A 21,220-nucleotide genomic window follows, 5' to 3' on the forward strand; every position below is an offset into this window, starting at 1 on the left:
GTTATTAACTAACAACAAATAAACAATGAAAAAGGTAGTTATTTTATTATCAGGACTCTTAGCTTTTGGCTTATTTAGTTTCAGCCCAAAGTTTGTAGGATTCTTAGGAAGCGACAATCCTGAGTATCAAAAAATAATAGAAAGCTATAAGCAACCTATTTCACAATGGCCAGCACCTACGATAGACGAAGGTGTGGAATGGAGTGAAATGGCAAGTATTAAACGTGATAATGATTATTTTACAGAACAAGCGAAACCTGAAGTAATTTTAGGTCGTATGTTATTCTTTGATCCTAAATTGTCAAAGTCTAATCAGATATCGTGTAGTTCTTGTCATGATCCTGAATTAGGATGGACAGATAGACGTATGGTGGGACTTGGACATGATCACTTAAAAGGAGCACGTAATACACCTTCGTTATATAATACTGCAGAGCGTACTTCTTACTTTTGGGACGGTAGAGCTAATAGTTTAGAAGAACAGGCTAATGGTCCATTATCTGCTCATAATGAAATGGCAATGGATGTAGTAGATTTACCTGCCAAATTGAGTAAAGTACAAGGGTATAAACCTTATTTTAAAGAAGCTTTCGGTGATGAGAAGATTACTTATGATCGTATCGTAGGTGCCATAGCTACGTTTCAAAAGACAATTAAGAGTCAGCCTAGTCGTGTAGATGCTTTTATAGACGGTAAGTATAAAGCGCTTAATGACCAAGAGATTTATGGTATGCATTTATTTAGAACGAAAGGCAGATGTATGAATTGTCATCATGGACAATATCTAACAGATGAGTCTTTTCACAATATTGGGTTGACGTATTATAAACGCAAGTTTGAAGATCTAGGTAGATATGAAGTAACCAAAGATCCTAATGATGTAGGGAAATTTAAAACACCAGGTTTAAGAGATCTTTTGAATACTAGACCTTGGATGCATAATGGATTATTTGACGATCTAGAAGGAATAGTAAATATGTACAACAGTGGAATGCACATGATAGATCCTACTGCTGAACAAAAAGCAAAAGATCCGATGTACCCTGTGACAGATTCTTTAATGAAACCTCTAGAGTTAACAAAAGAAGAAACGAAGGCGATAGTAGCTTTCTTAGAGTCTCTATCAGGAAGTAGATTTAAGATGAGAAGACCTGAGTTTCCAACAGAATAAGATATTTATAGACGACTATTTAGAAATAAATAGTCGTTTATTTTTTGACTGATATCTTATGACATTCTCTAGGTGTATTTTTGCAATAGAATAATGAAGATGAAGAGGGAGTTTTTCATAATTTAAATGTAAATGTTATAGAAGGATAAGCTATTTTTAGTTTATCCTTTTTTAATTGTAGAATATAGAGTAGAGTTGAGGTAAAAGGCGTAATTTAGATGTTCATCAAAAAAATGTAGAGTCATGGCTTTAAAGATTTATCCGGAGTACCCTCTAGATGAGCTCGAGCAACTTTTTATAAATGGGAACAAGGTTCCCTATGGAGAGTTTTTAATATATGGAGATATTGTAGAATCTCTGTCTAAAAGCCCTCATGATTGGTATGTATGGTATAGTATGAAACTTCCTTTTCATGATAACTCTAAGATAAAAAGGGCTAAAGCAGACGCTGAGCTTGACTTTATCATTGTTTCTAAATTTGGAATTATAGCATTAGAAGTTAAAGGGGGAAATATTTTTGTTGACCAAGGACGTTTCTGTTTTAAGGATGGTAAGCGTAAGAAGTGGCTAAACCAAAACCCTTTTGAACAAGTAAAAGGGTATAAATACACTTTAATGAATAAAGTGTTCCCTAGTTTTAAGCATGTATTATTCTGTGAGGCAGTTGCTTTTCCAACTACTAAAATAGCCATTGAGAATACGATTTATGATAAGAATCTTATATTTAGTGACTATACTCGACGCAATAGATATAAGAATATAGAGAAATTTCTATTACATATCTATGATTATTCAAGACAGAAATTAGAGAATACACACCCTATTAGATTTAATAATCTGTCGAAAGCAGAATTGGATAATATTGTGAATACATTCAGTCCAATGATTCAAGATACTAATGTATTCCAATCTAGAGATTCTTTAGAATGGCTGAAAGAACGAAATTTAGAGATACTGTACTCTCTTTCTGAAAACCCACGTCTAATGATAGAAGGTGCGCCAGGTACAGGTAAGACTACTATGGCGATGGCTTATAGCGAGATGCAGGTAGGAAGACAAGGTATCTATCTATGTTGGAACTCACTCTTATGTGCTTATAACGCACAGAGGTTTAAGGCGAGTAATGTTCGTATAGATTGTATTACATTCACACAGTTTGTGATGAAGTATTTACCAGATGTTACTGAGCGTGACCTATTATACATTGAGCCAGAGAAATTTGCAGATTATATTAGAAAGACAATTAGTCATTTAGAAGAGATTGACCAACTGCCTAACTATGATTATATGATTGTAGACGAAGCACAAGATTTGTTTGATCGTAATCTTCACTTAATGATGCATAAATTATGTGGTAATCACAATGGAATGAAACAAGGTAATATTATGCTTCTTTATGATCTAGATCAGAGTTTCTCTCTCTTTGGACGTGATGTATCAGATTATGCCTATTTCTTAAAAGAGTATTTTACTCATTTTAAGTTGCATAAAGTGAGACGTAGTGCTCAGAAATCACAGATTCGTCAAATAGCAGAACATATTCAGGCACATCCAGAAGATTGGGATGAGGTTAGTGTTCATCAGAAAGAGTATGATGAAATAGAATTGCGCTCATTCCATGACCAATTGACTATTAGGGAAGCGATGGAGGAGGTGATACGTAGTATTAATGACCCTAGCTCTTCATTAAATGCGGAGGATGTAATTGTGTTAGTACAAAGTAAAGTATGGCAGAGACGTAATAACGTTGCTGACTTAATTCTCGAATTAGGAATGGAGGAGCTTACAGTAGATAATCTAACGCTAAAGCCTAAGAAACTTCAGTATACTACAGCAGTTAAGTTTAAAGGATTAGAACGTAAGAATGTTATTCTTGTAGTGGATAAACCTAATAAATTAACTCCTTATGAATGGTATGTGGGATGCACACGCGCTATGGATAATCTGAGTATTTGGCAACTACATACTTATAAAGAGCATGAAGGATAGAAATTATCCATTATTTTTGCGATCAAGTTTAAAATAGAGTAATACTTATGAGTGTAGCAGAACTATTAAAAAAAAGAAAAGAACAATTAGAACAGAAGAATAAAGAAGAAGGAGCTAAGTATTTAGAAGAATATGTGAAGAATGAAGGAGTGATTGTGTTACCTTCAGGAATAGCTTATGAGATATTGTCACTTGGAGATAGGGAGAAAGTAGAGCTCTCTGATCGCATAGAATGTCATTATCAAGGAACAAATATAAAAGGAGAAGTTTTTGATAGTTCTATTAATAGAGGCAAATCAGCTATTTTTAATTTAAGTAAACTAATAGTCGCATATCAGCAGGTAGTACCGTTATTACCAATAGGAACTAAGTTTAGAATGGTGACACCTCCAGAATATGCTTATAGAGAAGAACATATTAGTAAAGAGATTGGACCATATAGTACACTGATATTTGAAGTAGAATTATTGAATAAACTATAATAGTGATTAAAACAAAAAGCCACCTTTCTAGAAAGGTGGCTTTTTTAACAATAAAAAAGATTTAGGGCTACTATTCTTCATTTTTTTTAGCTTGAAGAGAAGCAATGTGTTTTGCAATTTTTTGCAATTGTGATTTTTTAGTAAAGTTGTTTTTTATGTTCTTTACAAAGTTAATAGGACTTATTTGATTGATTGTAAAACAAATCAAACAACTTCTTACTATTATTTAATTTTTACGATATTGATTCGGCGTTAATAAAGTATATTTCTTAAAAAAACTAGAAAAATACGTAGGGTATTCGAAGCCTAGACAGTAGCCTATTTCTGCTACACTCCATGGTTTAGACTTTAGTAGCTTCTGTGATTCTATCAATAGTCTTTCTTGGATACAGTCACTTGTACATTTTCCTATTGTTTTCTTTAATGTATGATTAAGATGATTAACATGCACATTAAGTATTTTTGCAAAGTCATTAGGCGTTTTTAACTTTATTACTGTATTTGTTTTTTCTATAGGAAACTGCTTCTCTAGTAGTTCTAAGAATTTTGAACACAATCTTTGTGGTGCATTCACACTTTGATCCACTGTATAAGTAGCATTTAATTTATTACTTTGATGTATGATGATTTCAATATAGTTACGCATCAATTCGTATTTTTGTGCGTACTTCTGATTGCTTTCATCTTCGATTCTCTTAAATACATAAGAGATAAACTCGTCTTGCTGAGGAGTCAATAGATAAATAGGATTCTCGTGTAAGTGAGCAAGAATACTTTTTAGCAAATGACTTTTGTAGCCTAAAAAATTGCTGTTAAATAAGCAATAGTATCCTTCCGGTTCTTCAGATACTGGCTCAAATGTATAATGTGATACAGGGTTAGAAAAGAATAGGGATGGCCCTTCTAACTCTATTACTTTATTTCCATCAAAGAATTTACTCTTTGATTTTAAATAAGAAAGTTTGTAATAACTCCTTTTATTATAAGGAGAAATTCTTTTTGTCTGTTCCCCTTGTTGATAAATGATAAAATCATCTTTGGGTTGATTCTTGAATTCTACTATTGTAGTAGGAATTACGATTTTAGATGCTGTGCTTGTCATAATGTAGGTGATTTTAAACACACAAACTCTGATGGGGAGGGTGAGTTTTGCGTATTTAGGTTATACTAAGTTGTGTTTTTTAGGTGGCTAATCATAGTTGAATTTTATGTTAATAATATGTTGATGTTTTGTTATTGTAAAATTAAGAATATGAAACATATCAATGTTGTGTAAAAAGTGTTTTTTATTGTCTTTTTTACTTAAAATGAATTGATTATTATCTTTATTGTGTTTGAAAATTGTTTTTTATTCATTTGATTTGTCTATATTGATATTTTATTTTTACTATATATTGCATAAGTTTGATTATAATTTAATATTTGAAACATATTATTTTAGAATTTATATGATAAATGTATATCTCTAAAAATGCGATTTATTGACTCTTTTATTTGTTTAAAATGTGAAGTTTTTGCATTGTGATCTTATTTAATGTAGACAAGAAGAAATAAGGTAATATCAATATCACTTGCTTTTCCTTTGTGATAAGAATTGTGTAGTTTTGTATTTAAATATTGAAGGATTATGATTAAAGGCGATGTGAAGACAACTAAATGCCCTGCAGAAGAATTAATAAAAACGCTTGGTGGCAAATGGAAAGTACATATCATTCATATTACAGAAGAAGAACCTAGAAGGTTTAGAGACTATATGCGCCTATTAGAAGGAGCAAATAAGCAATCAGTGTCTGTTGCTTTGAAGGAGTTAGAAGAAGATGGATTCTTGATTAAAAATGTAATTAATCAAAAGCCTCTCCATATAGAATATTCTCTAACGGAGAGAGCGAGATTAGTCATACCTGTATTTGATAACTTATATAATGCCTTGCAAGGGTAGTTATAGCTTCTTTTGATAGATTAGTTTATAACTATTAGTTCCTAGTTCTTTCTTATCGATAAGGATGTACTTCATTTTTTCTAATAATTTACGGGATGCTATATTAGATTCAAATAGCTGTGCTATCAGGTCAATTTTCATATCTGATTGACTCATATAAACTTCTATTCCTGTAAGTAGTTCTGTACCGTATCCCTTTTGCCAATATTCTTTATGTAGGATGTATCCTATTTCTAATTGATTGTCTTGTTCTGAATATCGAAGTAGTAATACTTCCCCTATTATTTGGGTTGGCAACTCATTAATTAAAGAAATTTTATAGATACCTAGATTCTGAGGGTACAGGAAGTCATTCTTAATGTATTTTTGTTTTAAAGTATCAGTATTCCAGCTATTTGTGTTGGAAGGAATCCACTTCATCGTATCCTTACAGTTATGAATTTTTAATAGAGCATTAGAGTCTTTATCTAATTGAATTGTTTCTATTTTTAAATTTTTGGTAGTAAAAAGAATCATTTTTTAGTTTTTTATGTTTCTAAATCTGCTATTAAGATCGTTTTTTTTAACATATTCTAGATGGTGTTAAATTATCACTGAATCTGAAAAAATATTGTGTAAAATATTGGTATGTATATATCTAAGCCAATTATTATTTTATATATTGTGCTCCTCTTAAGTGAATGTAAGGATCTTAATTGTTATTTTTAGATACAAATTTTAAGAAATTTTACCGATTTTACTATAGATTAAAACAAATGTTAACTACATAAAAATTAATGAATGAATAAAAAATCCATCTTTGATGCAGTAACTATTGGTTTTGCATTGTTTGCCATGTTTTTTGGTGCTGGAAATATAATTTTGCCTCCTATTATTGGGTTATTTACAGAAGGTTCTTGGACATCTGCTGTTACAGGGTTTTCTATCACTGCTATATTAGCGCCATTTTTAGGAATAGTTGCTGTATTAATTTCTGGAGACGAATTCACAGATTTAGGTAAACGGATCAATAGTACTCTAGGATGGGTATTAGCTACGGCTATTATTCTTAGTATAGGTCCATTAGTTGCTATTCCTCGTACTGCGGCTACTACTTATGAGATCGGTGTATTATCTGTATTTCCTGAGTTTAGTGCTGTGTGGTCTTCTGTTATTTTCTTTGGAATTACATTAATACTTTCGATATCACCTTCTAAAGTAGTTAATATTATAGGTAAGTATTTGACACCTTTATTGTTAGTCTTATTAGTGACGATGGTGGTGATTGGTATCGTGAATCCATTAGATACATCTAAGTTAGTGAATACTTCTTATCCTGATCCTTTTAGACTTGGATTTGCTGAAGGATATCAGACCATGGATGTTTTAGCATCAGTTATCTATGCAGGTATTATTATCTCTGCTGTGAAGGCTGCTGGATATGTAAGTTTAAAAGAGAAGACTAAGGTTACTTATATGTCTGGGGCAGTAGCTATCTTTTGTTTATTATTTATCTATGGAGGGTTAGTGTACTTAGGTGCGACTTCAGGATATCCTATTACAGATGATTTAAAAAGAACAGAACTATTGCTTCACATTTCTAATGGAGTATTAGGTAGCCAGGGAACTTTGGCATTATCACTATGTATAGCTTTAGCTTGTTTGACTACAGCGATTGCGTTAGTATGTGCTACAGGTACATTCTTTAGCCAATTGACTAAAGGGAAGCTTAGTTATCAATTAGTAGTTGTAGTTACTTGTGTTTCTTCTGCAGTATTAGCTGTGAAGGGGGTAGATAGTATCATTGATTATGCAGCGCCATTTTTAGGGATTATATATCCTATTACATTGACGTTGATTATTTATATGGTAGCTTTAGGTAAGTCTGTCACGAGAAAAGCACCTTTTGTTGGAGCTATTTTGACTACCACGATTGTAGCATTGATTCAGTTCAGCTCTTTCATTGCGTTTAAATATGATTTTATTGAGTATTCTCAGGCAGCAGAAGCTTTTATAAAGTCTCTGCCTATGAGTAGTTATGATGTACCTTGGTTAATACCATCTTTAGTAGCATTCATTCTTGTGTTTATAATAGATAAGATGTTCTTTAAACAGAAATCAAAATAGAGTATTAAGAAGTGATATAATTAAAATAAGCCGTGTAATCAGACGGCTTATTTTTTTATTTTAAGTTCACTTTTTGCCCTTGTACAGGGAAGATGAAGTTAACATTATAATCATTTTGAGTAGCTAATTCTTGTTTGATTGTGTTGATAGCTGTTCCACTAGGTTTAAGATGCGTGATAATGATATTTAAACCTTTTAAGTTTTCTTTACCTACATGATTTGCTAGATTCCCTAATTCCTCATTTAATAGTTTAGGAGTTAAGTGTCCGAATAACTTATCTTCTGGCTGACTATTTGGGAAAGATACTTCTAGTAAGATGGTTTTAAGGTTTTTATTGATAATTAATGGAGCGATATATTCCCAGATATAATTAAGCTTAGTAGTCTTTTCTACTCTATCTGCTCCTGTATCTCCGAAGTACAGTACATACTCATCGTTATTTCTTACTAATATAGCTGAGCTTAACTGTGGATTTACATGGCTAAGTTCAAATACTTCACCAGATAGAGAAGTGTTCTCTATATTAAATGACTGTGAAGGTTTTACTCTTGTATATTTGTATTTGCCTAGTATAGGTTTTTCTCCTTCATTACCGAAGTTAGCCCATGAAGCATTAGTGAAATAATTGTTCTTAAAGATATCAATCACAAAAGGTAGTCCATAGATAGGCTTAGAAGAATCCTCAGGAGAATTAATGATTAATCCTGATAGGTGATCTAGATGCCCATGTGAGATAAAGTATCCTTTTATATACTCACGCAGGACTGTACTATTATCTACACTGAATGTTTTTTCTTCGATAGCTTTATTGATACCACTGTGTATAGTACCTGCATCTAATGCTAAGTAACTATTAGTATTCTCTACCCCTATAAGGTAAGAGGATAAGTTACTTTCATCTCCACCACCATAGACACCTAAGGGTATGATTTCTAGATTTTGTGCTAGACAGAATGTACTTGATAGTAACAGTAAGCTAGATATTATTTTCTTCATTTTTTTAAATTTTACACAAATTTACTGTACTTATAAGGATTCATTGTTATCTGCCTTACAATATATTTTGTTAGATAGCATTCCGCATCCCGATCTAAAGGATAAGGGTGTCTAGTCTTTAATGACATTCATTACTCTAGTGACTTGATCAGATTTATGTAGAGTTAGCCGTACTATACTGTCCTCTAAAGCTATTAGATCATGAGGAATATTAGGATCTAATGCGATTAAGTGTCCTTCTTTTAGTTCATACGGTTTTCCTTCTACCCCAAAAGTGATAGTCCCTTTTACGATTTCTACAACGATAGGGAAGGAGGTCTTGTGTTCTTTCATCTCTTGACCTTTTTTGAACACGATTCTGATTTCTTTAGAGAAGTCGTTGTCCACTAGTATTTTGATAGCTGGTTTTTTCTCACCATACTCTATCTGCTCTAATAAGTTTTCTATATGTAGCATATTATGTAAGTAAAGATTAGTGTTATAAATTTACGATTTTTTATTGGTATAAAATGTTGTTTATAAGCTTATTAATGGGATTAAATATTCGGGGGTGTTAATTTTTTATAACAGCGAATTACATTCTATATATTAATGTTATCTTGTGTCATATCATTTTAATTGAATATTTATATGAATAATAATATACCATACTCATTCTTAGATCTTGCGATTATAGGAGAAGAGACAACAACAACTGAGACCTTGCAGAATGTTCTAAAAGTAGCACGACATATAGAAGAAGTTGGCTTTAATAGACTTTGGTTAGCAGAACATCATAATATGCCACATATAGCATCTTCTGCCACATCTGTTTTGATAGGGTATTTGGCAGGGGGGACATCTACATTGAGAGTAGGATCTGGAGGAGTGATGTTGCCTAATCATCCTTCTTTAGTTATCGCTGAGCAGTTCGGAACCTTAGAGGCTTTATATCCTGGTAGAATAGATCTTGGATTAGGTAGAGCACCAGGTACAGATCAGGCTACAGCTCTTGCTTTAAGACGTAACGATATGCATGCAGCTAATTATTTTCCACAACAGATAGAGGAGTTAAAGCGGTTTTTTAAAGTAAATGAGGGAGCTAAGGTAAGAGCATTTCCAGGTGAGGGATGCGAAATACCGATGTGGATATTAGGATCTAGTACAGATAGTGCATATTTAGCAGCAGAATTAGGTTTGCCGTATGCGTTTGCGAGTCATTTTGCTCCAGATCATTTATTGCAAGCTGCTAATATTTATAGAAAAAACTTTGTTCCTTCTGCACAATTAGATAAACCTTATTTTATGCCTTGTGTGAATGCTATTGTAGCAGATACGAATGAAAAAGCTGAACAATTAGCCACATCATTTTATAAAATGTTTTTAGGAATTATTAGAAATGATAGAAAACCACTCCAAAAACCTTGTGAGTCTATGGATGGCAATTGGACAGATTATGAAGAGTTCATTGTAAAACAAAAAACATTCTTCTCTTTTATAGGTGATAAAGAAAAAGTGAAAAGTGGTTTAACAGATTTCTTTAATACAATCGAAGTTGAAGAGATTATGATAACTACTCCTATATATAAGACTGAGGACAGATTGAGAAGTGTTGAGTTATTTGCTGAAATTATGAAGGGCAAATAATTGAGAACTTACTTGAGTGAAAAATAATAAGAGAGATAACTGTATAAATAAAATGAGAAATATTGTTTTAATAATTGGGGTGCTTAGTTTTTTCTTGGCTTCATGTAGTGAGTCTATAAAAACAAAAGAAGTAACCATTGATAATGTAGCTACCATCGAGGTATCTGATAGGCTTTTGCCAGCTAAGAATCTTAATAAAGAGGCTATTCTTCAGATGGAGGATAAGAAGGATGATTTCTATATGGTGATAGTAGAGGATAATAAGGTAGAGTTCCAACAATTAGTGGAAGAGGTGTATGGAAATCCTACTCCAGACTTTAAGATTTATGCCGAATTAGCAAATTCTTCTATCTCTACAAGCTTAAACTTAAAACAAGAAGCTTCATTAGAACAGACCAATGTTAATGGACTATCTGCATATCTGACTAGTTATGATGGAGATTTAAATGAAACTCCTGTACATTATAAGTTAGCTTGTATTGAAGGGAAGGATAGGTATTATCAAATTGTAACTTGGACGACGATGACAAAGAAAAAGAAGTATGAGAATGCAATGACGTCAATGCTTGAGTCCTTTAAAGAAAAGAAATAATTATAGAGTAAAGCTCTTGCCAGCCAGCAAGAGCTTTTTTTATTAAAGAATGTGTTACCTACAGCCCTAGACTATATAGTCTAGGGCTTTTTTATTGCCACTATAAGTTAACCCTCTTCAAGAGTGCGACAAGACCTCTTCAATATTGGTTCAAGAAAGAGGTTCTCAGGTAGAGTAATCTTGGAGAAATGTTGAAGCGGTGTTGAAGAAGTAGGTATAAAGGCTTGTTATTACTGGGATTGTGAAGTGTTGTGTTTTTAGAAAGAGAGTATAGATAATAATCTTTACTTGTTGATAAACAGTTATTTGTGTTGTTTTTTGCTCAATATGAGAATAAAAAAGTGTGCCTGTTTTTCTTCAAAACAAGGATATAGGTACTTTATAAGGGGCTTTTCTTCTAAAAACACATACCTATATAAGTATAGAGACTATAAAAAAGAGCACAAAACACCTTTATGTAGGATAAAGTAATATCTATACATAGACAGAAAGGGGATATGAAGGCATATTCTCAATTATTACATATATACAATAGAGTACAATATTAAATACATTCCGCGATCCAATCTTACATATATATAGTATAGAGATAGCATAAGGCTATAATCTTTAAAAAAAGACAAAAAAACTTTCACTCGTAAAAGGTGATATAATAGAGAGTTATGAAATACTTTTCAAAAACCTTTAAAAAAAGGCAAAGATAAGTTTGGAAGTAATGGAAAAGATACTACTTTTGCATCCGCATTAGAGAAGTGATAACGACTCTAGAGGCAGACGATCATAAACAAAAAGTGAAGCAAGAACGACTAAAAAATAAGCTTTAAAAAATTTATAAAAATAAATTTGGATAAGTAAAAAATAAGGTAGTATCTTTGCAGTCCGCTTCAGTAAAAATGGGAGTTGAGCGAAAAAATAAAGAAAAATATTTTCAAAATAAGTTTTGCTAATTCAAAATAAGTTTTTACTTTTGCACTCGCTTTGAAAAACAAGTGAGACTTAGAAATAAGAAGACAACGTTCATAAACATATTGGATTGACAGCATACAAATAAGAGAGTAAGGCAAATCGCAAGATTTGGGATTATACTTTTTTAATTTACGAAATTAAAAATATACGATGAAGAGTTTGATCCTGGCTCAGGATGAACGCTAGCGGCAGGCCTAACACATGCAAGTCGAGGGGTAGAAAGAGCTTGCTTTTTTGAGACCGGCGCACGGGTGAGTAACGCGTATGCAACCTACCTTATACAGGGGAATAGCCCGAAGAAATTCGGATTAATGCTCCATGGTTTATCGATATGGCATCGTATTGATAATAAAGATTTATCGGTATAAGATGGGCATGCGTATCATTAGCTAGTTGGTGTGGTAACGGCATACCAAGGCGACGATGATTAGGGGTCCTGAGAGGGAGATCCCCCACACTGGTACTGAGACACGGACCAGACTCCTACGGGAGGCAGCAGTGAGGAATATTGGTCAATGGAGGCAACTCTGAACCAGCCATGCCGCGTGCAGGATGACGGTCCTATGGATTGTAAACTGCTTTTGTACAGGAAGAAACCTCTCTACGTGTAGAGACTTGACGGTACTGTAAGAATAAGGATCGGCTAACTCCGTGCCAGCAGCCGCGGTAATACGGAGGATCCGAGCGTTATCCGGAATTATTGGGTTTAAAGGGTTCGTAGGCGGCTTTGTAAGTCAGTGGTGAAATTTCCTAGCTTAACTAGGACACGGCCATTGATACTGCAGAGCTTGAATAATATGGAAGTAACTAGAATATGTAGTGTAGCGGTGAAATGCTTAGATATTACATGGAATACCAATTGCGAAGGCAGGTTACTACGTATTTATTGACGCTGATGAACGAAAGCGTGGGGAGCGAACAGGATTAGATACCCTGGTAGTCCACGCCGTAAACGATGGATACTAGCTGTTCGGTTTTCGGACTGAGTGGCTAAGCGAAAGTGATAAGTATCCCACCTGGGGAGTACGTTCGCAAGAATGAAACTCAAAGGAATTGACGGGGGCCCGCACAAGCGGTGGAGCATGTGGTTTAATTCGATGATACGCGAGGAACCTTACCAGGGCTTAAATGTAGATTGACAGATTTGGAAACAGATTTTTCTTCGGACAATTTACAAGGTGCTGCATGGTTGTCGTCAGCTCGTGCCGTGAGGTGTCAGGTTAAGTCCTATAACGAGCGCAACCCCTATTGTTAGTTACCAGCGCGTTAAGGCGGGGACTCTAGCAAGACTGCCGGTGCAAACCGTGAGGAAGGTGGGGATGACGTCAAATCATCACGGCCCTTACGTCCTGGGCTACACACGTGCTACAATGGCAAGTACAGAAAGCAGCTACCTGGCAACAGGATGCGAATCTCCAAAGCTTGTCTCAGTTCGGATTGGAGTCTGCAACTCGACTCTATGAAGCTGGAATCGCTAGTAATCGGATATCAGCCATGATCCGGTGAATACGTTCCCGGGCCTTGTACACACCGCCCGTCAAGCCATGGAAGCTGGGGGTACCTGAAGTCGGTGACCGCAAGGAGCTGCCTAGGGTAAAACTAGTAACTAGGGCTAAGTCGTAACAAGGTAGCCGTACCGGAAGGTGCGGCTGGAACACCTCCTTTCTAGAGAATAATTAATAAGTATGATACTTTACTCTCGCTGTTAATACCAAAAAAAAGAATAAAAGAATTAAGTAATACAGAGTCTCGTAGCTCAGCTGGTTAGAGTACTACACTGATAATGTAGGGGTCGGCAGTTCGAGTCTGCCCGGGACTACTAGTTTACTAATTTGATAAGGAAATACTAGAGGTTAGCTAACCGTTTTAAAGGTAGTGATACCGATAGATAAAACGGGGGATTAGCTCAGCTGGCTAGAGCGCCTGCCTTGCACGCAGGAGGTCATCGGTTCGACTCCGATATTCTCCACAAGGACAAAAGTCCACAAGTTCATTGACATATTGATAAAACTTAACTAACAAAACAGTTAGAAAGAATAAAAAGATATAGAAATATATAGAAAGTACGATTCGAAAGAATTGTAAGCACATAAGCAAAATAAGGGCGTATGGGGAATGCCTAGGCTCTCAGAGGCGAAGAAGGACGTGATAAGCTGCGAAAAGCTACGGGGATTGGCACACACGAGTTGATCCGTAGATATCCGAATGGGGCAACCCACTATATTGAAGATATAGTATCCTAATAGGAGGCGAACCCGCTGAACTGAAACATCTAAGTAGGCGGAGGAGAAGAAAACAAAAGTGATTCCGTAAGTAGTGGCGAGCGAACGCGGAATAGCCCAAACCAAAGTTGTTACGGCAATTTTGGGGTTGTAGGACCACGACATTTCTTGCGGATTTAATGAGAATTACCTGGAAAGGTAAACCGAAGAGGGTGATAGTCCCGTATTGGTAAGAGAAGATAAGAATAGTGGTATCCTGAGTAGGTCGGGGCACGTGAAACCTTGATTGAAACTGGCGGGACCATCCGCTAAGGCTAAATACTCCTGAGAGACCGATAGTGAACCAGTACCGTGAGGGAAAGGTGAAAAGAACCGTGAATAACGGAGTGAAACAGATCCTGAAACCATACGCCTACAAGCGGTCGGAGCTTCTTTGTGGGGTGACGGCGTGCCTTTTGCATAATGAGCCTACGAGTTACCGTTGCTGGCAAGGATAAGTGATTAAGTCATGGATCCGTAGCGAAAGCGAGTCTTAATAGGGCGCTTTAGTCAGTAGTGGTAGACGCGAAACCGTGTGATCTACCCATGGGCAGGTTGAAGTTTAGGTAACACTAAATGGAGGACCGAACCGTTTAACGCTGAAAAGTTTTCGGATGACCTGTGGGTAGGGGTGAAAGGCCAATCAAACTCGGAAATAGCTCGTACTCCCCGAAATGCATTTAGGTGCAGCGATAATCGATAGTTACTTAGAGGTAGAGCTACTGATTGGATGCGGGGGCTTCACCGCCTACCAATTCCTGACAAACTCCGAATGCTAAGTAATGATAATTATCAGTGAGGGCATGGGTGCTAAGGTCCATGTCCGAGAGGGAAAGAACCCAGACCATCAGCTAAGGTCCCCAAATGTATGCTAAGTTGAAAAAACGCGGTTTGATTGCCCAGACAGCTAGGATGTTGGCTTGGAAGCAGCCATTCATTTAAAGAGTGCGTAACAGCTCACTAGTCGAGCGATCGAGCATGGATAATAATCGGGCATAAGTATACTACCGAAGCTATGGATTTGCGCATTTAGTTGCGTGAGTGGTAGGGGAGCATTCTAACGGCGCAGAAGGTGATTTGTGAGAATTGCTGGAGCTTTTAGAAAAGAAAATGTAGGCATAAGTAACGATAAGGGGTGCGAGAAACACCCCCGCCGTAAGACTAAGGTTTCCTCAGCTATGCTAATCAGCTGAGGGTTAGTCGGGACCTAAGGCACACCCGAAGGGGGACGTCGATGGCCAACGGGTTAATATTCCCGTACTACTAATAATTGTGATGGAGTGACACAGTGATGAAAGCACCGCGAACTGACGGAATAGTTCGTTGAAGCACGTACCTATAGGTTTGATAGTAAAATGCGTCAGACTTGGAGAAATGCGATAGTACTTTGAGTCTTCGGACAACGAGATAGTGTGCCTAAGGGCTGTCAAGAAAAGCTTCTAAACTTAGATTATTAGTACCCGTACCGTAAACCGACACAGGTAGTCGAGGAGAGTATCCTAAGGCGCTCGAGAGATTCATGGCTAAGGAACTAGGCAAAATAGACCTGTAACTTCGGGAGAAAGGTCGCCAGCGCAAGCTGGCCGCAGTGAAAAGGTCCAGGCGACTGTTTATCAAAAACACAGGGCTCTGCAAAATCGTAAGATGACGTATAGGGCCTGACACCTGCCCGGTGCTGGAAGGTTAAGAGGAGATGTTATCGATGAGTAATTGTTGAGAAGCATTGAATTGAAGCCCCAGTAAACGGCGGCCGTAACTATAACGGTCCTAAGGTAGCGAAATTCCTTGTCGGGTAAGTTCCGACCTGCACGAATGGTGTAACGATCTGGACACTGTCTCAGCCATGAGCTCGGTGAAATTGTAGTATCGGTGAAGATGCCGATTACCCGCAGTGGGACGAAAAGACCCTGTGCACCTTTACTATAGCTTAGTATTGTTCTTGGATAAGTGATGTGTAGGATAGGTGGGAGACTGTGAAATGGCGTCGCTAGGCGTTGTGGAGTCATTGTTGAAATACCACCCTTTGCTTATTTGAGATCTAACTCCCTGATTGGGGAGGACATTGCTTGGTGGGTAGTTTGACTGGGGTGGTCGCCTCCAAAAGAGTAACGGAGGCTTCTAAAGGTTCCCTCAGCACGCTTGGTAACCGTGCGTAGAGTGCAATGGTATAAGGGAGCTTGACTGAAAGACTAACAAGTCGAACAGGTACGAAAGTAGAGCATAGTGATCCGGTGGTTCCGCATGGAAGGGCCATCGCTCAAAGGATAAAAGGTACGCCGGGGATAACAGGCTGATCTCCCCCAAGAGCTCATATCGACGGGGGGGTTTGGCACCTCGATGTCGGCTCGTCACATCCTGGGGCTGGAGAAGGTCCCAAGGGTTGGGCTGTTCGCCCATTAAAGTGGCACGCGAGCTGGGTTCAGAACGTCGTGAGACAGTTCGGTCTCTATCTACTGTGGGCGTTAGAAATTTGAGTGGATCTGATTCTAGTACGAGAGGACCGAATTGGACCAACCTCTAGTGCATCTGTTGTCTCGCCAGGGGCATCGCAGAGTAGCTACGTTGGGAAGGGATAAGCGCTGAAAGCATATAAGTGCGAAACCCACCACAAGATGAGATTTCTTTAAAGGGTCGTTGGAGATTACAACGTTGATAGGCTATAGATGTAAAGACAGTAATGTCAAAGTCGAGTAGTACTAATAACCCGTAAGCTTATGTGAATCTCCCCTTGTTTTTAACAAGGGGAGGGCAACTTTCTAAATTATAGTTAAGTTTAAAATATCAATATAGTTAAAAATATTAGTTACGTTAAAGTAACAACCGATTTAAGGTGGTTATTGCAGCGGGGCTCACCTCTATCCATTTCGAACAGAGAAGTTAAGCCCGCTAGCGCAGATGGTACTGCTAACCAGTGGGAGAGTATGTCGCCGCCTTTCTTTATAGAATCCCTAATCTCGTATGAGGTTGGGGATTTTTTTGTTTATATATTATTTCTTTTAAAAGAATTTGCAAAATAAAACTACTTTTTTTGTAACGTTTCATTCTATTGTATACTTACTATGTATATGATAACCTTATTAATACTTTATATTTATGAAACGTATACTTATTCTTATTTTATTATTTGTTTTTGCTAGTTTTAATTGTGTTGCTCAAGATCATAGTGAATCTGGAAAAAGCCTATTATGGGAAGTGTCTGGTAAAGATTTAAATGAGCCTTCTTATGTTTTAGGTACATTTCATATTTTATGTAAAGATGAATTGATTATTAGTGATAAAGTTCAGAAAGCTTTAGATAGAACTAAGCAATTAGCTCTAGAGGTTAACTTTAGTGACCCTGTTGAATTAGCATATATGCAGAAGATGTTTATATCAGAGCAATCCTTGTCTTCACAATTATCTCAAAAAGAGTTAGCTGAATTTTCGGCTATTCTGAAGGAAGAATATAATTTGGAACTAGAGCAAGTAAATAACTTTTCAACTATAGCTTTGGTTGGATTAATGATGTCTAAGTTAGTGACATGTGAAGTTAAAGGATATGATTTAGAACTTTTTGAAAAAGCGCTACAAACTAATAAAGTTGTAATTGGTTTAGAACATTTCATTGATCAACAGAAAGTAATGGAAAATATATATTCACCTAAAGAATTGGTTGGACAGTTTAAGGAAGTTAATGCTTATAAGGAGAATTATAATGAGATGAAACAAGCTTTCTTAGATGAAGATGTTGAAGTATTGTATGAATTTGGAACTGATCCTAAGTTTGTACCTATAGAGTTTAAGAAAGACTTATTAGATAATAGAAATGTGAAATGGGTAGCTAAGATGCCAGAAATAATGAAGGAGAAGGCAACAGTATTTGCTGTAGGAAGTGCTCATCTGGGTGGAGAATATGGAGTATTGAAGTTATTAGAAAAAGAAGGATATAAAGTAAAAGCTGTTTATAATTAGTTAATGTGAGCAAGATTTTAGAACGAACCTTTCTAGATCAAATTGAAAAGCATAAAGGTATTTTATATAAAGTATCTAAGATGTATATGGATAACCAAGAGGATCAAAATGATCTCTATCAAGAAATCATTTTACAATTGTGGAAATCCTATACTCGTTTTCAAGGGCACAGTCAATTTTCTACTTGGATGTATAGAGTGGCTTTAAATACAGCTATTACTTATTTTAAGAAAGCTAAGCATGTAGTTGAACGAAATGAGGCTTTTGATGATAAAGTTAAGAATCTACAGTCAAGTGAAGTTGATATGGTGGTAGAAAGCCAAGTACAATATTTATACAATGCCATCTATCTATTAAATGATGTAGAAAAGGCATTGATATTTTTGTATTTAGAAGGATTCTCTCATCAAGATATAGGAAGAAATCTTGGTATTTCCGAAGGAAATGCTAGGGTAAAACTCAATAGAACAAAAAGTAAATTACAAGTAATAATTAAAGATCAAGGCTATGAATTTAGATGATTTAAAGAAGTCATGGCAGGAACAGGAACTGCCTAATGATGTAGTAGCGTCTGAGAAGCTTAATGAAAAAGTAGGTCGTTTACCATTAGACAAGATAAGGGGAAATGTCAAAAAAGAGATTTGGATACAGGTTTTGAGTATTGTTTTTATAGCTTTTACTCCTCGTTTTTTTCATATAGATGATACTAGGATAGGAGGTTTTTATCTTTTCTATGGAGTATTTGTACTTATAATGGGATACTATATTTGGAAGATGTATCGCTTCTATAGAACATCTGATTTGTTAGAATTAAACAGTAGAGACAGTGTATATGATAGTTATTATAATGTAAAACTTTATATTCAAATGTATGAGAATTTTTGTTATTCACTTATTCCTTTTGGTATTTTGTTGCTTTTAGCTGTATCTCCTTCATCTCAATTAGATCTTATCTTAGGAGGTGACTTACATGCTTTAAAGTATTTAGGAATAGTGTCTATTATTATGGTCGTTCTAATTTACTTTATTGCTAAGTATTGGATTAAAAAACTATATGGACAATACCTAAAACAGATAGAAGATACCTTAAATCAGTTTAAGGAACAAGAATAAAAAAATCCCGATTACTATCGGGATTTTTTGTTTGTATTAAGTTATATAAACTTCATCTTTTGAATTCTTACAGCGTTAAGGATTGCTAGTAAGGCAACTCCTACATCTGCGAATACTGCTTCCCACATCGTGGCTACTCCACCTGCACCTAGTATAAGTACTATCACTTTAACCACTAAGGCTAATGTAATATTCTGAATTACTATTTTACGTGTTTCTTTACCTATATGTATTGCAGTCGCAATCTTAGATGGTTGGTCAGTCTGTATTACTACGTCGGCTGTTTCTATAGCTGCATCACTTCCTAATCCTCCCATTGCAATACCTACATCACTTAAAGCAAGTACAGGTGCGTCATTTATTCCATCTCCTACGAAAGCGATTGACATATTCGGATGTTCTTTTTTAAGCTTTTCTACTTGCTCTACCTTACCTTCAGGTAGCAAACCTCCTAATGCTAGATCTATATTAGTTTCTTTAGCTACTTTTTGAGTGATTGTATTTTTATCACCGCTAAGCATTACAGTTTTCTTTACTCCAAGGGATTTCATCAGCTTGATTGCATCCTTAGAATCAACCTTAATCTGATCAGCAATTGTTATATATCCACTGTATTCTTTATTTATAGCAACGATAACGATACTTTCTACTATATCATCTATCTCTGTTGGATAATTAATGTTATAGTGCTTTAAAAGAGCTGTATTACCAACTAGTACTTCTTTGCCATCTACTTTACCCATTAATCCTTTTCCAGAAATCTCATGAACCTCTTCTGCAGTTTTGGAAGTAGGGTAAGCTTCTACAATAGCCTTCGCTATTGGGTGAGTAGATTGTTTTTCAATAGCTGACACAATACTTACAAATTCTGTCTGTTCAACTGCAACTGTAGTTTCTACTTTTTGAACTTTAAAAACTCCTTCTGTAAGCGTACCTGTTTTATCCATTACTACGATGTCTAATTTAGCCATTAGTTCTAAGTAATTTGATCCTTTAAACAATATACCGTTTCTAGAAGCAGCCCCTATTCCTCCAAAGTATCCTAACGGAACAGAGATAACTAAAGCACAAGGACAAGAAATTACTAAGAATACTAGTGCACGCTCTAACCATGTTTTAAACTCATATCCTTCTCCTAGTACAAAGTATGGGATAATCGTTAAAGCTACAGCTAGAAAGAATACGATAGGAGTGTATACTTTAGCAAATTTTCTAATATAAAGTTCTGTTGTAGCCTTTCGAGCACTTGCTTCTTGTACCATTTGAAGGATTTTAGCAAGAGAACTATCTTGATACAACTTTGTTGTTTTAACCTCGATTACATTCTGTAAGTTAATCATCCCTGTAAGAACAGTTTCTCCTTTCTCGTATGTACTTGGCTTACTTTCACCCGTTAAGGCAGAAGTATTAAAACTACCTTTATCCGTTAATAGTTCTCCATCTAAAGGAATTTTTTCACCTACTTTTACTTGAATGATCTCTCCGATGCTTACTTGTTCAGGATTGACAACAGTGTATTCATTGTTTCTAAGTACTGTTGCTTCATTAGGGCGAATGTCTAATAGAGCCTTGATATTACCTTTGGCTTTATTTACAGCACTTTCTTGGAATATTTCACCGATGGTATAGAATATCATTACAGCTACTCCCTCAGGATATTCACCTATAAAGAAAGCTCCTAACGTAGCTACTCCCATTAACGAGAACTCATTAAAGAAATCCCCTTTGCCTCCTAACTTCACAGCTTCTTTAAGAACAGGGAATGCTACTGGTAGATAAGCGACGATATACCAGGATAGTCTTAATATATTATTGTTGATAAACCAGTCTGCTTTTATAATATTAGCAAGAAAGACTCCTATAAGTAACATAACTAAACTGAAGCCAACAAAGAGTTTCGTGTTTTCTCCTCCGTGGCTGTGGTCATGATCATGGTCGTGTCCATGATTATGATCACTATGGTTATGTGAGTGATTATGATTTGAATGTTCTTGACACATAATTTGATGTTTTTTTTGTTTTTGTTT

At 35.8% G+C, this 21,220-nt stretch carries 15 protein-coding genes, 2 tRNA genes and 3 rRNA genes; 15 read left to right on the plus strand and 5 right to left on the minus strand.

The annotated features are described in order from the left end of the window. Positions 1-25 precede the first annotated feature (25 nt). From MPR_RS03515 to MPR_RS03525, 3 genes are all read left to right on the plus strand, one after another. Complete coding sequence (locus MPR_RS03515) at positions 26-1,171, plus strand: cytochrome-c peroxidase (RefSeq protein WP_041889184.1); 1,146 nt, start codon at positions 26-28, stop codon at positions 1,169-1,171. A 243-nt stretch (positions 1,172-1,414) separates the two neighbouring features. Next, on the plus strand, positions 1,415-3,160 hold the full coding sequence (locus tag MPR_RS03520; RefSeq protein WP_041889187.1) for a nuclease-related domain-containing DEAD/DEAH box helicase: 1,746 nt from the start codon (positions 1,415-1,417) through the stop codon (positions 3,158-3,160). Between the two features lie 47 nt (positions 3,161-3,207). Further along, entirely contained in the window at positions 3,208-3,642 is a 435-nt protein-coding gene (locus MPR_RS03525; protein WP_052472634.1) for an FKBP-type peptidyl-prolyl cis-trans isomerase, read from the plus strand. A 226-nt stretch (positions 3,643-3,868) separates the two neighbouring features. Here MPR_RS03525 and MPR_RS03530 read toward each other — a convergent pair whose 3' ends face one another. Next, a complete protein-coding gene (locus MPR_RS03530) occupies positions 3,869-4,744 on the minus strand; it encodes a helix-turn-helix domain-containing protein (protein ID WP_041889190.1) in 876 nt (291 codons plus the stop codon). Positions 4,745-5,269: 525 nt separating this feature from the next. Between MPR_RS03530 and MPR_RS03535 the strand changes: the two genes are divergently transcribed. Continuing rightward, positions 5,270-5,581 (plus strand): winged helix-turn-helix transcriptional regulator, encoded by a 312-nt coding sequence (locus MPR_RS03535; protein WP_041889193.1) that lies wholly within the window; start codon positions 5,270-5,272, stop codon positions 5,579-5,581. On the opposite strand, the gene MPR_RS03540 is transcribed toward MPR_RS03535, so the two are convergent. Beyond that, positions 5,582-6,097, minus strand: coding sequence for a GNAT family N-acetyltransferase (locus tag MPR_RS03540; protein ID WP_041889196.1), 516 nt, complete (start codon positions 6,095-6,097; stop codon positions 5,582-5,584). It abuts the gene before it with no gap. A gap of 264 nt (positions 6,098-6,361) precedes the next feature. Here MPR_RS03540 and brnQ point away from each other — a divergent pair, with 264 nt between their 5' ends. Then, entirely contained in the window at positions 6,362-7,687 is a 1,326-nt protein-coding gene (brnQ, locus tag MPR_RS03545; protein ID WP_041889199.1) for a branched-chain amino acid transport system II carrier protein, read from the plus strand. Positions 7,688-7,742: 55 nt separating this feature from the next. Here the strand turns inward: brnQ and MPR_RS03550 are convergent, their stop codons facing one another. Continuing rightward, positions 7,743-8,684 (minus strand): MBL fold metallo-hydrolase, encoded by a 942-nt coding sequence (locus MPR_RS03550; protein WP_041889202.1) that lies wholly within the window; start codon positions 8,682-8,684, stop codon positions 7,743-7,745. Positions 8,685-8,795: 111 nt separating this feature from the next. Then, positions 8,796-9,140, minus strand: coding sequence for a cupin domain-containing protein (locus tag MPR_RS03555; RefSeq protein WP_041889205.1), 345 nt, complete (start codon positions 9,138-9,140; stop codon positions 8,796-8,798). 174 nt (positions 9,141-9,314) lie between these two features. Between MPR_RS03555 and MPR_RS03560 the strand changes: the two genes are divergently transcribed. From MPR_RS03560 to MPR_RS03605, 10 genes are all read left to right on the plus strand, one after another. Continuing rightward, on the plus strand, positions 9,315-10,310 hold the full coding sequence (locus tag MPR_RS03560) for an LLM class flavin-dependent oxidoreductase (RefSeq protein WP_041889208.1): 996 nt from the start codon (positions 9,315-9,317) through the stop codon (positions 10,308-10,310). A gap of 52 nt (positions 10,311-10,362) precedes the next feature. Then, on the plus strand, positions 10,363-10,902 hold the full coding sequence (locus tag MPR_RS03565; RefSeq protein ID WP_041895155.1) for a hypothetical protein: 540 nt from the start codon (positions 10,363-10,365) through the stop codon (positions 10,900-10,902). A gap of 1,113 nt (positions 10,903-12,015) precedes the next feature. Beyond that, positions 12,016-13,533: ribosomal RNA gene (locus MPR_RS03570) — 16S ribosomal RNA — on the plus strand. Between the two features lie 80 nt (positions 13,534-13,613). Further along, positions 13,614-13,687, plus strand: a tRNA-Ile gene (locus MPR_RS03575). 76 nt (positions 13,688-13,763) lie between these two features. Next, positions 13,764-13,837, plus strand: a tRNA-Ala gene (locus MPR_RS03580). A gap of 118 nt (positions 13,838-13,955) precedes the next feature. Beyond that, positions 13,956-16,849: ribosomal RNA gene (locus MPR_RS03585) — 23S ribosomal RNA — on the plus strand. A 106-nt stretch (positions 16,850-16,955) separates the two neighbouring features. Next, positions 16,956-17,065: ribosomal RNA gene (gene rrf / locus MPR_RS03590) — 5S ribosomal RNA — on the plus strand. The 16S, 23S and 5S rRNA genes sit together here with 2 tRNA genes alongside, the layout of an rRNA operon. A gap of 157 nt (positions 17,066-17,222) precedes the next feature. Further along, positions 17,223-18,080: a TraB/GumN family protein gene (locus MPR_RS03595; RefSeq protein WP_041889211.1), complete on the plus strand. Its 858-nt coding sequence runs from the start codon at positions 17,223-17,225 to the stop codon at positions 18,078-18,080. Between the two features lie 80 nt (positions 18,081-18,160). Further along, positions 18,161-18,601, plus strand: a complete 441-nt coding sequence (locus tag MPR_RS03600; RefSeq protein WP_235280663.1) for an RNA polymerase sigma factor — start codon at positions 18,161-18,163, stop codon at positions 18,599-18,601. Then, positions 18,588-19,193: a hypothetical protein gene (locus MPR_RS03605; protein WP_041889215.1), complete on the plus strand. Its 606-nt coding sequence runs from the start codon at positions 18,588-18,590 to the stop codon at positions 19,191-19,193. Before MPR_RS03600 ends, MPR_RS03605 begins: the two co-directional genes overlap by 14 nt. A 41-nt stretch (positions 19,194-19,234) precedes the next feature. On the opposite strand, the gene MPR_RS03610 is transcribed toward MPR_RS03605, so the two are convergent. Further along, the gene (locus tag MPR_RS03610; RefSeq protein ID WP_041889218.1) at positions 19,235-21,193 is read right to left on the minus strand and encodes a heavy metal translocating P-type ATPase; all 1,959 of its coding nucleotides are present in this window, start codon (positions 21,191-21,193) and stop codon (positions 19,235-19,237) included. Positions 21,194-21,220 lie beyond the last annotated feature (27 nt).

This window comes from Myroides profundi (assembly GCF_000833025.1).
Lineage (GTDB): Bacteria > Bacteroidota > Bacteroidia > Flavobacteriales > Flavobacteriaceae > Flavobacterium > Flavobacterium profundi_A.